The organism is Melioribacteraceae bacterium 4301-Me (assembly GCA_041538185.1).
Classification (GTDB): Bacteria; Bacteroidota; Ignavibacteria; order Ignavibacteriales; family Melioribacteraceae; genus Pyranulibacter; species Pyranulibacter aquaticus.
On the sequence record JBGORM010000004.1, the window covers coordinates 89,967 to 103,327 of the forward strand.

Here is a 13,361-nt window from a genome sequence, read left to right on the forward strand (position 1 = left end):
TTTAGGTGATAAAAAAAGACCCGGTCATGAAATAACCGGGTCAAATAAGGTGCTTTTATAACAATGGAGGTATTTTATTTTAGCAGCAGCATTTTATTAACTTTAACAAAGTTGCCTGCTTCGATTTTATAAAAATAAACACCTGAAGCAAGGCTGCCTGCATTCCAAGTAAAAGTGTGGGTTCCTGCATTAAGTTCACCATTAACAAGTACACCAACTTCTCTTCCTATGGAATCATAAATAGTCAATTTTACATGAGATGTGGTTGGTAAATCAAATTTAATATTAGTTGAAGGGTTAAAAGGATTAGGATAATTTTGATAGATAGAGTATTGAGTTGGCAAATCTGTATTTTCTCTTACAACTGGTGTTCCACCTAAAGCTACGTAAGTGTTAATGAGCATTGATACTATAAATTTAGGATTGTGAATGCCCCAGCTTTTATCTTCTTCTACAACTTTAACATTGTAAAATGCCTGAAGTTGGCTGGTTGTCCAGCTGGCATCGGGATCATCAGAAGAATTTGGAGTAGGCAGTAGGGCTCTAATTTTTGCTACTAAGCCCTTAACTTCATTTTGCAATCCTTCAGCTACTCCGTTACCGTCAAGATCAGCAGTTCCACCATAGTAAAAATTAACATCTTCGAAACTTGGTCCGAATGTATTGCCGTGGCATTGTGCGCAAGCGTTCATATTATCTTGTCCGTCCGGGGTGGTCATGCTGAAAGTATGGCCGCCGCTAATCATTGAATGTCCAGTAGAGTCAGGTGCACCTGGTGCCATATGGCAGTTAACACAAGCATTAGCATCGCCGCCGGGCACTGTAGCAGTTAAGTGACGAGAGGATTGTAATGTGGCACCGTTAAAAACAACAACATTTTTACCAGCTAATACATCAGCTTGTGGACCATGATGAGGACCATAGTGTGCAGCTGGTTTTGTTGTATAAGAAGAATTAGCTACTCTGCGAGATTTATGGCAGTTCATACATAATTTCCCAAGTCCACCGTCATTAATTACGGTACCATCGGCTAAAGTAACATCGACTTTTCTAAGTTGGTGTTGGTTAGTAGCATCGTGTGGATTGTGACAAACTGCACATGTGATTGGGTCGGTTTCATAGGGATTTATAGTTTCACCTCTGCTGTATTGTACAAAGCCTAGACCGTTATGGCATTGTGCACATGCTGCGTTACCGCCTTCACTTTCAAAAGTTTCACCTGTTGCATGTTTTGATAAAGCCCATTGTTCAGGGTAAACGTGATGATTACCGTCGTCATGGCAATAAGCACATACTGCAACATCTAAAGAAGCAACCATTCTCGAATTTTCTATATAGCCATAATGTTCGCTTCCTGGACCGTGACAGCTTTCGCACTGAATATTTGCTCTTAACATTGCATCAGGGTATTGTTGAACCATAGCGTCATAAGTACCGGGTTGTAGTGTCGTTGGGAATACAAATGGGAAGTCGTCAAATCCATCGTTTGCAGCTTCTTTATCATATCCTGTAGTATGGCATTTTATACAGCTTTCGCTATAATGACTGCTTACCTCTCCGTCTAAACCTCTCTGGAACATAGTAGCATGGCCAGTTTGCTGCCATTTGTCAATTAAGTTTGAACGCCATGGATAATATGAATCTGTTCCGTTATGGCAATCTACACAAGCTAAGTGAAGTCCATCTCTTCCTTTGCCTCTTACACCCAGATAAAGGCCTGCACTAATTGTTAGTGTTGCTGAGTAAGTTCCATCAACAACTTTTACAACATAAGTCCCAGTAACATCCGGAGTGAAAACAATTACAACACTTGAAGTATCAATAGTTTGTGTTGCGCCGAAAGTAGCATTTGAACCACTTGGCTTTGAAGTCAAGGAAAATTGTGGATTGTTTAATTTAGCTCCGACTAATTTAGCTTCAAGGTACATTTTTGTACCTACGCCAACGTTTGTAAGACCATTATATTCAACATCAAATATGTCAGTACTTGATTTTGCTGCTGCTGCGGGTGATACACCAAAAGTTTTAAATTCCATAGTCTGTGAAAATGAAGTCGAAGCCATCAATAAAAGAGTAGAAAGTAATATTGTGAGTTTTTTTAGCATACAACTCCTCCTTAATAGTAAGAGTTTTGTTTTTTAATTAGTTTGTTTGTAATTATAAAATCGGATATTTGTCCTATTTTTTCCATTTTGCAGTATTAACTTAAAAAAAATATCCAAGATGTCAAAGTCCAAAATAGCTAAATACGACTTTTTACCATAATATCTAATATTATACCACCTGTAAAGATGCTGAAAATTTGATAAAACAAGGCTCTTTAACTATATTTTTTATCAAAATTGAGAGGAATAAGTGCAGATTTACAATACATTAAAAAAAAGAAAGGAGGAATTTCGACCACAAAATCCACCTTTTGTTACTATGTATGTTTGTGGACCTACAGTTTACGATTTTTTTCACATAGGTAACGCAAGAACATTTATAATGTCTGATATAATAAGAAGGTACTTAGAATATAAAGGCTATAAAGTAAAATATGTAATGAATATTACCGATATTGATGATAAAATAATAAAAAAGTCAAATGAGGAAAAAATTCCTTTTGAGCAGGTTTCAAAGAAATTTACTGATGCTTTCTTTGAAGACGTTGAACAGCTAAAAATACTTAAAGCTGATGCTAACCCTCGTGCTACTGAACATATTCAAGATATAATTGAAATGATTTCTGAGTTGGAGAAAAAAGGTTATGCATATAATGTAAATGGAGATGTCTTTTTTGATGTCTTGAAATTCTCAAGTTATGGCAAGCTAAGCGGTAAAAAGATTGAAGAGCTTGAAGCAGGTGCGAGAATTGATGTTAATGAAAATAAAAAGAATCCCTTAGATTTTGCTTTATGGAAAAAAGCAAAAGAAGGTGAGCCCTGTTGGGAGAGTCCTTGGGGTAAAGGTAGGCCGGGCTGGCACATCGAATGTTCTGTAATGAGTACTAAACATTTGGGTAAAACTATTGATATTCATGCTGGAGGAAATGACTTAATCTTTCCTCATCACGAAAATGAAATTGCTCAAAGTGAAGCTGCCTTTGGCCAACAATTTGTAAAATATTGGATTCATTTTGGCTTCTTGAATATTCAAAATGAAAAAATGTCTAAGTCGCTTGGCAATTTTTTAACAGCCAGAGAAATCTTAAAGAAATTTTCAGCTCAGGCAATTAGATTTTTCTTTAGTCAAACTTACTACGGTGGACCACTAAATTTTAGTGAAGAATTATTAGCCTCTTCGGAAAAGGGGCTTGAAAAACTTCAAAATCTTATACAAACCACAAAGGAAAGATTAAATAATCCGAGCGGAGGTGAATCTAACTTTGGCTTTGAAAAGTATTATAAAGAATTTGAAAACGCTATGGATGATGATTTTAACACACCCCAAGCAATTAGTGTGATTTTTGAATTTGTTAGGCAAGTAAATATTGAATTTGCACTTAACCCCTTCCCAAATAAAGAATTTTGTGAAAATGTCCTTAGTTTCCTTAGAAAGACTGCTCAAAACGTCTTTGGGATAGTAGATGTTGATTCATTGGTAGATAGTGGTTCCGTTACTATTGAAGATGAGCTGATTAAAATACTAATAAAAATAAGAGCAGAATTGAAAGAGCAAAAAAATTATAAATTAGCTGACTTAATAAGAGAAGAATTGAATAAATTGGGTATTCAGCTTAAAGATAATAAAACTGGGTATACGACTTATATCAAACAGAAGTAAGTATTTTATAAACTTATTGATAGAGACTTATGAAAAATTCGATATGTCGGGGCTGTCTGAAAAGTAAGATTTTTTAAAAAATAGAAAACGGGTAACACGGATTTTAACAGATTCTCACAGGTATTATAGTTGAAAAATTACTTTTTAGACAGTCTCTTTTTAATTTGGGTGAAGATTCTTGCTTTCGTGAGAATGACAAACCATGAAGTTGGAAATCCACCACTCCACGAAGTGTGGGGATCCACCACTTCGTGGGTGAATTCTCATCGTAAGGTGAATACTCATAAAAAAATTTGTTTTTCAGAAATCTCTGAGAATTATTTTTCTATTTATCTAATTGATTCTTATTTTTATCTATCAAAAAAAGGTACAAATGAAAAAAATAGTTTTTCTATTAGGCTTTCTATTATTTCCTATTAGTTATTTAATTGCTCAAGGCACAAGTGGTACTAATGCAAAATATGAGTACCGTTATTTAATTGATTTGCCTACTGCTGGTATTTTAGAAAAAGGATACGTAGGGCTCTCTATGGATGTAATGCCTCTTGGTGTTGTGGTCTCTCGAATTGAAGTAGGGGTATTTGACAATTTCAGCTTTGGAATTTCTTATGGTGGTTCAAATATTATTGGTACAGGCAAGCTCGATTGGTATAAATTGCCTGGTGTGAATCTGCGGGTTAGAATTGTAAATGAAACCGAATCGTTGCCTGCTTTTACTTTGGGCTTTGACTCACAAGGTAAAGGGATTTATGATAAAAGTTTAGATCGTTATCAAATAAAATCACCTGGCTTCTTTGTTGCATCTTCAAAAAATTTCCAGTTTCTTGGGTACCTAAGCATACATGGGATGATTAATTACTCGCTCGAAAGAGATGATAGCGATAAAGATTTAAATATTGCTGTAGGCTTTGAAAAAACTTTAGGTGGTAGAGTTTCATTTATTACTGAATATGATTTTGCATTAAATGATAATACAAGTAAATCATTAGGTAGTGGAAATGGTTATTTAAATATGGGACTAAGATGGTCGATCGGCGATGGGTTAACATTAGGATTTAATTTAAGAGATTTGCTTGACAATAAAAGATTCTCTTCAAACAAAGCCGATAGAGGAATTTTTGTAGAATATGTAAAAGCTATTTTTTAGGTGGTGTTTATTTTTTTACCCACCTGTGTAATTAAAGAGTACACGCCTTACAATTTCAAGTTTTATAATAGACTTATTTTTTGCCTTTTATGAGGCATGAAAATTGTTATTTTAATACTGTTTCTTATCAAAGAAAGGTAATTGAAATGGGAAAGTTTATTAAAACATTAATTTTTGCCTCGCTCTTAGTCCTTTCGGGTTGTTATACACAAGTAGCCTTAAGAGAGCCAACCGATTGGAATAATGGCTATGCAAATAATGAAAATGAATCGGAACAGTATAATGATACTACGTACAGTCAAGATTCTTCCTCGTACTATAATGATTATTACGATAATTATTATAATAGCCCGTATCGTCGTTATTACTACGGTTATTATCCGCCCTCTGGCTTTTCTTTATCTTTAGGTTATTTTGATCCATGGTACTATGATTATTACAATTGGTGGTGTGGAACATGTTTAACTTGGGGTTATTATTCACCATGGTATTCCCCTTATTACTATAGCTATTATCCTTATTTTTATTATGGATATTATCCTTATTACTACCCAACAATAATAAAATATAGAAACTATAATTACACACACCTGAGAGATAACAGCGGCGGAAGAGGTTACAGCTCAAGAAGTTCTTCAACTAGAGATAGATTTTCTGGGGGAAGAACACCAACATCAATTAACAATTCAACTAATAATGGCAAGCCATCGGTTGACTTGACCAACACACCAGTTTCTCGAAGCGATAGAAATGAGAATGGCAGAGTTGTACCAAAATCTGCTAATCCTACTTCTACACGCAACAATGAACCTGCAGTTAGAGAGCGAGCACCAAGAAGCTCTGAACCAAGAACAAGAAGCAGCAACGGTTCAAGAAGCGGAAACAGGGTTCGTTATATTCCACGGGGAGAAGCTCAAAGAAATTATAGTCCTCCAGCTTACATTCCTAAATCACCACAAAATGATAACTCTAATGGTTCAAGAAGTTATTCGCCGCCTTCAAGTTCAAGCCCATCTAGTTCTAGGGGGACTTCTTCAAGTGGGGGGAATTCAACTAGAAATAGTGGTACGCGTAGCGGAAGAAGGTAACATTCTAAAAATTTTTTACTCATAGAGGTAGTTTATGGCAAACAAGAGTCTATTATTAAAACTATTTATAGTTACTTTTTACTTTTATATCGAATTAACCGCACAGGATTTTAATGATGCATTAAGATTAACAGAGCCAGGTATTCTTTCTGATGCAAGAGCATTATCTATGGGCAATGCATATACTGCACTTAGTAATGATTTCTCTGCTGCTTTTTTTAATCCTGCTGGTTTTGGTCTAATAAATAGATCACAACTTTCTGCTTCTTTTAATTATAATTCATTTGGAAATACTACTACATTTTTTAATAAAATAAATGATGCTACTAATAATGCATCTAAGTTTACTCAATTTGGAGTTGTTTTGCCTTTCCCTACTTATAGAGGCAGTTTAGTGTTTGCATTGGGCTATAATCTTGAGAAGGATTTTAACTCAATAGTTAAATTCGATGGTTATAATTCGGCTAACAATTCTATGATTCAGGATTTAACTTCTTATAACGAAGATATAATGTACTATTTAGGTTTAAGTTACCCGCTCAAAGATAAGTTGGGGAATTATATCAAAGATACTACACTAATACATGGTGGACTAAATCAAAGTGGTTCAATTATCCAAAGAGGAAATATTAACTCATGGTCTTTGTCTGGTGCCATAGAAGTGGAAAAAAATGTGTTTTTGGGAGCCACGATTGATATTGTCGGCGGTAACTTAGAACGTAATAGAAAATATTGGGAAGATGATATTTATAATTTGTATCCTTCTAGTCTTAGACTTGACCCAAATGATCCTGCTACTGCTGATTTTCAGAGTTTTTATTTGAATGATATTATTAGTTGGGATATTTCTGGCTGGGATGCTAAAGTGGGTTTTCTTATAAAACCAATTGACCAACTGAATATTGGTGGGACCGTTAAATTTCCTAGAAGATACACCATTAAAGAAACTTATTATGAAACTGCAACAAGTTCTTTTGGAAGTTCTGCCGGCTTTCAGTATAATCCAGATAATAACTATCTTGAATACGAAATTTCTACACCATATGAATTTTCTTTTGGTGCAGCTATTAATACAAATGTACTTGTTTTAAGTGGTGATGTAAGGTTTATAGATTATAGTCAAATGGAATTTAAAAGTGGACTTGGTGGATCACAAATTTCATCAAATAATTTTGATATAAAAAATTTATTCCGAAACACTACTAATTTTAGTGCTGGATTAGAGTACACGCTACCATTTAATGGTTTGGCTGTTAGAGCAGGATTGATTTACAGACCATCACCATTTAAAGGTGACCCATCTGAATATGATAAGAAATATATAACTGCGGGTTTCGGATACACTATGCAGAATCGAATTACTATTAATTTTGCCTATGCTCACGGCTGGTGGAAAGATTTCGGGGATAATTACAGTTCAGGTGTTTCGAGATTTGAGCAAGATATTTCTAGGGACAATATTAGTTTTACTTTTACCTACAATTTTAGATAACAATCTTATATTTCTTTCTAAGCGTTGACAACTCTGCAAAAGCACCTTATTTTGTAAGGTGCTTTTTTTATTTAGGAGGTTTTATAAAAGGCAAAATCTACAAAATCGAAAGCAAAAATTATTATGTTGTGGACGAGAATGGCAATGAATTGCGCTGCTTTTTAAGAGGGAAATTTCAAAAAGAGTATAATTTCAAAAAAGACAAGCTTTTTACGTTAGATATTGCTGCAGTAGGTGATATTGTTGATTTTGAAATTAATGATAGTCATACCGGTGTAATAAATCATATCTACGAAAGAAAAAATTATATATCCAGAAAAGCTCCGAGGATTAAAGGGGCAAGTACCAGAGGTGAAAGGTTAGAACAAATTATAGCTGCTAACATAGACCAGCTTGTAATAATTACAAGCGTTAAGTTACCTTTGTTTAACAATAAAGCCTTAGATAGATTAATTGTAATTGGCGAAAGTTCACATGTAGATATAAAAATTGTGATTAACAAAGTTGACCTTGCTGATAATAATGAAGTAAACAAATGGTTTTCTTTGTATAAAAGTATTGGGTATAATGTAATATTAACTTCAGTAGTTAATAATGTTGGAATAACTGAACTGCGTAAAACTTTGAATGGGAAAATAAATTTGATATGGGGTCAGTCTGGCGTCGGTAAGTCTTCAATTCTAAATAAATTATATCCTTTTTTAAATTTTAAGGTGGGGAAAATAAGTGATTACACTTACAAAGGTAAACACACCACAGTAACATCTGTGATAAGAAAAGTAGAACAAAATACATTTGTGATTGATACACCAGGAGTTAGAGAAATTGATCCTTATGGTATCAAAAAAGAGGACTTAGGTCATTATTTTGTTGAATTTTTACCGTATATAAATGAGTGTAAATTTAATACATGTACACACAATCATGAGCCAGGCTGTGCAGTATACGAGGCAGTTAATAAAAATCTTATTACAAAAGAAAGGTACGAAAGTTATCTTAACTTGCTTGATACAATTGAAGAAGATTTATTTTACTGAAGTGAGCTTATTTTATTTTTCATTCTGATGATAAATTCCTTAACAAGTTCGTCTGGAACACCATCTTTATGTTTGGATTTTAATCTCATATCACATTGGTCGTTAATATAATCGACCAAAACGAAATCACCTTTTTCAGTTAATGCAATTTCTGTTGAAAAGTAGTCAAGCTTTACTAAGGACGCTAATTTAGTTGCTATTTCTTCAAGCTTTATAAGATTGTAATTTGTGCGTTCTTCATCATTTATTAAGTTGTATACATGAACCTTATCGTCCCACCAAGTTGGTATGGCTTTGTCAAAAAACCAAAAAACTCTGAACCAAGCGCGTTTTCCCATAATTAACTTAGGACGAACTATCTCTTGGATTAAATAAACTTCGTACGGATATTTTTGTCTTTCTTGTTGTATGTCTTCAAGGCTCTTTGCATTTAGTATAACACCCTCGCCGCCGCCAGTATCTAATGATGGTTTTATTATAAAAGGCTTCCCAATTTTTGATAAATCTTCATCGGAGATATTTAAACTAGTTGATTCATTATATGATGGAACTATAATGCTATTTGGTACAATAAATCCATTATTTATTAATTTATAGTGAATAGCAGATTTATTTATTGCGCTTTCAACAACTGAATGCGGGTTAATCATAAAAACATTTTTCTGAGTTAAAATAGTTGCTAGTTCGTCATATTTAGCATCTAAATCTGAAGCGCGGTCTAAATACGCCTTAAATATAATTTTCTCTTCAGATACCAACTGTGTTACTTCTGATATATTGTGATCTTGGATTAGAAAGGTTGATAAGCCTTCTTTCTGAAAAACCTCTTCAATGAAGTTTACAAAATCACTATCATAAATCCAAGTGTAGGATACAGCTAAATCAAAAATTTTCATCAACTAAGTTAAAAGTATAAATTAAGATGCAAAAATAAAAAAATTATGATTCTCAGTTCAATCAATAGACTTGTTATTAACTATCTTAAAAACTATTTTTTCGAACGATTTTAACAAATAATCAATGAGAAACATTCTATACATACTAATCTTAATAAGCGTAGTTGGTTGTGCCACAGCAGATGTAACAAATGAGCACTACGATGCCAACTCATATAAAAATAATTCAATTACTGTAACTGATTCGAAAAAAATTGCTTTAAGTAAGTTTATTGATGCGTCAATTAATGAACAAGAAGGATACCTTGAACGAGCTGCTAAATTATATCAAGAAGCATTAAGTTATGATTCTAATGCAGCAGGCATTTTTTATTCTTTAGGCAAAGTTTATTATAAATTAAATAAGCTATCCAATGCACTTAGTTCATCAGAAAAAGCCGTAAAGCTTTCACCTCGTAATACTGAATTTTTATTTTTGCTTGCTACAATATATTCTGCTGCACATGTGCCAGATTCTGCTGCTGTTTATTATCAAAAAATTATTTCAATTGATTCTGCAAATCTTCAATCTTATTATGGCTTAGCTGAACAATATGAGGTAAATAAACCAGCTCAAGCTTTAGAGATTTACGAAAAATTGTTAAAAATGGTTGGGCCCGATTGGAACTTACTTGTTCGAATTGCAGATTTAAATGAGCGTCTTGGCAATATTGATGCTACTATTAAAACTGTAGAGGACCTGCTTAAATTAGATCCCTCCAATCTTAATTTAACTAAAATGTTAGTCTCATCTTATATAAAAACTAAAAAAACGAAGGATGCGATTAAGATAATAAATGAACAACTATCTAGCTTTCCGGATGATAATGACCTTATGGAATTAAAAGCTCAAGCTTACATGACAGAAGGCAATTATGAATTGGCCTGCAATACTTATTTGCAAATTATAAAAAATAAAAATATTCCTTTCGAGAAAAAGTTTCAGATAGGCTCCTCATTCTTTTTTGCAGTTCAACAAGACTCAACCAATTTAAAGTTGGCCAAAGAGATTTTTCAAGAGATTAATAAAGATACAGTTGACTGGCAGGTGAATGCATATCTTGGAGAAATTGCCATTAGAGAAAAAGATGACACCTCGGCAATAAATTATTTTAAAGTTGCTGTTAAATTAGCTGAATGGAATTCGCAACTGTGGAGCCGATTAGGCGGATTACTTTTCGATAAAGGCAAATATAAAGAAGCTATTGAACAGATGTCAGTGGCAATTGATAAGTTTCCTAATGATTTTACAATTAATTTAATTTACGGATTATCTCTTTCCCAAGATAATCAATATTCGAAAGCTGAGGTTTATCTTGATAGAGCTCTTAAAATAAAATCTAATGACCTAATGGCGCTTATTGCAATGGGGTTTACTCTTAACCAACTTAAAAAAGAAGATGATGCATTAATTTATTTAAATAAAGCTCTTGCAATTGACCCCAAAAATCTTCAGGCTATTAGTATTGCTGCTTTAATTTATGAAAGCAGAAAAATGTATAACATTTCAGACTCTTTATATGCAAATGCTCTTTCTGTTGACTCTAACAACGCGCTAATCTTGAACAATTATGCTTATTCACTTTCTGTACGCGGCAAAGACCTCGATAAAGCATTTGAAATGTCAAAAAAATCTTTGGAGGCAGAGCCTAACAATTCATCTTACTTAGATACTTTTGGATGGATTTATTTTAAGAAAGGTGACTATTTAAAAGCGAAACAATACATTGAAAAGTCAATTTCAATTGATGATAAAAGTGGTACAGTTTTCGACCACTTGGGTGATGTATATTTTAAACTTGGTGAAAAAGATAAAGCTATTAAAAACTGGCAAAAAGCACTTGAGCTCGACCCAAGCATAGAAAATTTAAAAGAAAAAATAGATAAAGGTAGCTTGTGAATAAAAAAAATATTTATACAATATTTCCTCTGTTAATTATTATAGTGCTTCAAGCGTGTGTACCTTCTAAACCAATTAAAGAAGAACTAATCTTATCTTCAGATAGATTAGTGAAAAAATTAGAGGCAAATCGACGTCAAATAAAAACTTTTCGAGGTACTGGCGTACTTTCAATCGAAACACCTCTGTTAAATGCTAAAAGTAATTTTGAAGTGTTAATTAAAAAGCCCGACTCTGTAAAAGTCTCTTTTTTTGGACCATTTGGGATTGACCTTGCTCAATCATTAATAACTAACAATACTTTTCAATTTTATGATGTTATTAATAATAGATTATTCACAGGCAAACTGGAAGAAGATGTAATTAAACAAATACTAAAAGTGGATATCAGTTTTGATGAACTTATAGATGCATTAATCGGATCTGTTAACTTAACTGATAAACTTAGACGTGAGCCCGATAAATACCAAGCTGAATCAAGCTTTTATAAATTGTCTTATTTAGACAGCCTTTACAACAGAGAATATATTTATGTTGTACAAAGCGATAATTTATCAATTCGAGATTACAAAATAGTAAATATGCCTTCTGATTTAGTTTTAGAAGGTGTTTACAGCAACTTTAAAGATTTTGACCAAGTGCCTTTGCCATATAATATTTTATTAAACTATAAAGAAAAAAATCAAAAACTTGTCATTGAATACCGGAATATCTCTGTTAACCAAAATGTTGAAAACTTAAAAATCGAACTGCCACCAGATGTAAAACGAATAGAATGGTAAAGAAAAGAAATATTGCCTTAATATTCGTTCTTGTTATTCAGCAATCTTTCTTTTCGCAGATTAATGATTCACTCAGGACAAAAAATATTGAACTTAGGGAATTAAGAGAAAAAATATCCGCTTTAGAATCTGAATTAAAATCAAAATCTCAAAAAGAAAAAGAATCTTTACAGGTGCTTGAGAAAATTTCTTATCAAAACTTATTGCTTAATAAACTTATAAATAAGCTTATCCACGAAGAAAACTCAAAGCAAAAAGATATAGAACTTACTCAATTAAGTATTGATTCCGTAAATCAAAGAATTAACAATCTCCAGAAAAATTATAGTAAATACATTGTTTGGTTATATAAGAATATGGGATTACCCTTTCTAAGCTACTTTTTCAATTCTTCTTCTTTTAATCAAACATTAATTCGTTATAAGTATTTGAATTACATAAGCGCAAAAAGTAAAGAGACAGTAGATAATTTGAAAAGTAGCAAAAAGTTATTGGGTAATTTAATGGAGAAATTAAATAAAGAACTGTTAGAAAAAGAAGCTTACATTGCACAAAAGCAGAAAGAACAATCGTTACTTCATGAGAAGGAAACACAAAGGAAAAAAATAATTGAAATGCTTAGAAATGATCAATCTGCTATATCAAGTGAAATAGCAGATAAAAGAAAAGCTGAAATTGAAATAAAAAGTATTATAGCACGCTTAATTGAAAAAGAGAGGAAACAAAAATCAAACTTTTTGGAAAAGAAAATAACAAATCCAAGTTATAGCTCTTATTATGATTATGATAAACTGACCAGCTTTGCTGACTTAAAAGGCAAATTAAATTGGCCTGTAAAAAGCGGTAAGATTGTTAGAAAATTTGGTGAAAATAAAAATGAGAGGCTGAATACAATAACTCTTAATTATGGAATAGATGTTAACGTGAAAGGCAATGAAGAAGTTTATGCTGTTGCAAATGGGATAGTATCTGCAATTGATTGGATACCCGGCTATGGCAGTGTTTTAATAATAACTCACAAAGGTGAATTTAGAACTGTCTATGGGCATTTAATAGATATAAAAGTTTCTGAAGGCGATGAAGTGGAAGCTGGTACATTGCTGGGTGAAGTAAGTGATAGCTTAGAAGGTAATATTCTGCATTTTGAAATATGGAACGAACGAAATTTTCAAAATCCTGAAACCTGGCTTACTAAAAAATAATTTGTGCAGTCTA

At 32.8% G+C, this 13,361-nt stretch carries 10 protein-coding genes; 8 read left to right on the forward strand and 2 right to left on the reverse strand.

The window, feature by feature from the left end; all coding sequences use genetic code 11:
- Positions 1-74 precede the first annotated feature (74 nt).
- On the reverse strand, positions 75-2,105 hold the full coding sequence (locus ABRY23_08175) for a T9SS type A sorting domain-containing protein (GenBank protein MFA3783023.1): 2,031 nt from the start codon (positions 2,103-2,105) through the stop codon (positions 75-77).
- Positions 2,106-2,355: 250 nt separating this feature from the next.
- Between ABRY23_08175 and cysS the strand changes: the two genes are divergently transcribed.
- The 5 genes from cysS (at position 2,356) to rsgA (ending at position 8,529) form a co-directional block, all read left to right on the forward strand.
- Positions 2,356-3,765 (forward strand): cysteine--tRNA ligase, encoded by a 1,410-nt coding sequence (gene cysS / locus ABRY23_08180; GenBank protein MFA3783024.1) that lies wholly within the window; start codon positions 2,356-2,358, stop codon positions 3,763-3,765.
- A 373-nt stretch (positions 3,766-4,138) separates the two neighbouring features.
- Positions 4,139-4,912: a hypothetical protein gene (locus ABRY23_08185; protein MFA3783025.1), complete on the forward strand. Its 774-nt coding sequence runs from the start codon at positions 4,139-4,141 to the stop codon at positions 4,910-4,912.
- 146 nt (positions 4,913-5,058) lie between these two features.
- Entirely contained in the window at positions 5,059-6,000 is a 942-nt protein-coding gene (locus ABRY23_08190; GenBank protein MFA3783026.1) for a hypothetical protein, read from the forward strand.
- 34 nt (positions 6,001-6,034) lie between these two features.
- On the forward strand, positions 6,035-7,492 hold the full coding sequence (locus ABRY23_08195) for an OmpP1/FadL family transporter (GenBank protein ID MFA3783027.1): 1,458 nt from the start codon (positions 6,035-6,037) through the stop codon (positions 7,490-7,492).
- Positions 7,493-7,587: 95 nt separating this feature from the next.
- The gene (rsgA, locus tag ABRY23_08200; protein ID MFA3783028.1) at positions 7,588-8,529 is read left to right on the forward strand and encodes a ribosome small subunit-dependent GTPase A; all 942 of its coding nucleotides are present in this window, start codon (positions 7,588-7,590) and stop codon (positions 8,527-8,529) included.
- Here rsgA and ABRY23_08205 read toward each other — a convergent pair.
- Positions 8,523-9,425: a RimK family alpha-L-glutamate ligase gene (locus ABRY23_08205; protein MFA3783029.1), complete on the reverse strand. Its 903-nt coding sequence runs from the start codon at positions 9,423-9,425 to the stop codon at positions 8,523-8,525. The two genes, rsgA and ABRY23_08205, sit on opposite strands and share 7 nt — an antisense overlap.
- 124 nt (positions 9,426-9,549) lie before the next feature.
- On the opposite strand from ABRY23_08205, the gene ABRY23_08210 reads away from it, so the two are divergent.
- From ABRY23_08210 to ABRY23_08220, 3 genes are read left to right on the forward strand one after another with little or no spacing between them, the layout of a single operon-like run.
- A complete protein-coding gene (locus tag ABRY23_08210; protein ID MFA3783030.1) occupies positions 9,550-11,364 on the forward strand; it encodes a tetratricopeptide repeat protein in 1,815 nt (604 codons plus the stop codon).
- The gene (locus tag ABRY23_08215; protein MFA3783031.1) at positions 11,361-12,146 is read left to right on the forward strand and encodes a DUF4292 domain-containing protein; all 786 of its coding nucleotides are present in this window, start codon (positions 11,361-11,363) and stop codon (positions 12,144-12,146) included. Before ABRY23_08210 ends, ABRY23_08215 begins: the two co-directional genes overlap by 4 nt.
- A complete protein-coding gene (locus ABRY23_08220; GenBank protein MFA3783032.1) occupies positions 12,140-13,348 on the forward strand; it encodes a murein hydrolase activator EnvC in 1,209 nt (402 codons plus the stop codon). Before ABRY23_08215 ends, ABRY23_08220 begins: the two co-directional genes overlap by 7 nt.
- Positions 13,349-13,361: the final 13 nt, after the last annotated feature.

Excerpts from the sequence above, each read along its gene's own strand:
- ABRY23_08195 (MFA3783027.1), top strand. The coding sequence starts at position 6,035 with ATGGCAAACAAGAGTCTATTATTAAAACTATTTATAGTTACTTTTTAC.
- ABRY23_08220 (MFA3783032.1), top strand. The coding sequence starts at position 12,140 with ATGGTAAAGAAAAGAAATATTGCCTTAATATTCGTTCTTGTTATTCAG.
- ABRY23_08190 (MFA3783026.1), top strand. The coding sequence starts at position 5,059 with ATGGGAAAGTTTATTAAAACATTAATTTTTGCCTCGCTCTTAGTCCTT.
- ABRY23_08205 (MFA3783029.1), bottom strand. The coding sequence starts at position 9,425 with ATGAAAATTTTTGATTTAGCTGTATCCTACACTTGGATTTATGATAGT.
- ABRY23_08185 (MFA3783025.1), top strand. The coding sequence starts at position 4,139 with ATGAAAAAAATAGTTTTTCTATTAGGCTTTCTATTATTTCCTATTAGT.
- ABRY23_08210 (MFA3783030.1), top strand. The coding sequence starts at position 9,550 with ATGAGAAACATTCTATACATACTAATCTTAATAAGCGTAGTTGGTTGT.
- ABRY23_08175 (MFA3783023.1), bottom strand. The coding sequence starts at position 2,105 with ATGCTAAAAAAACTCACAATATTACTTTCTACTCTTTTATTGATGGCT.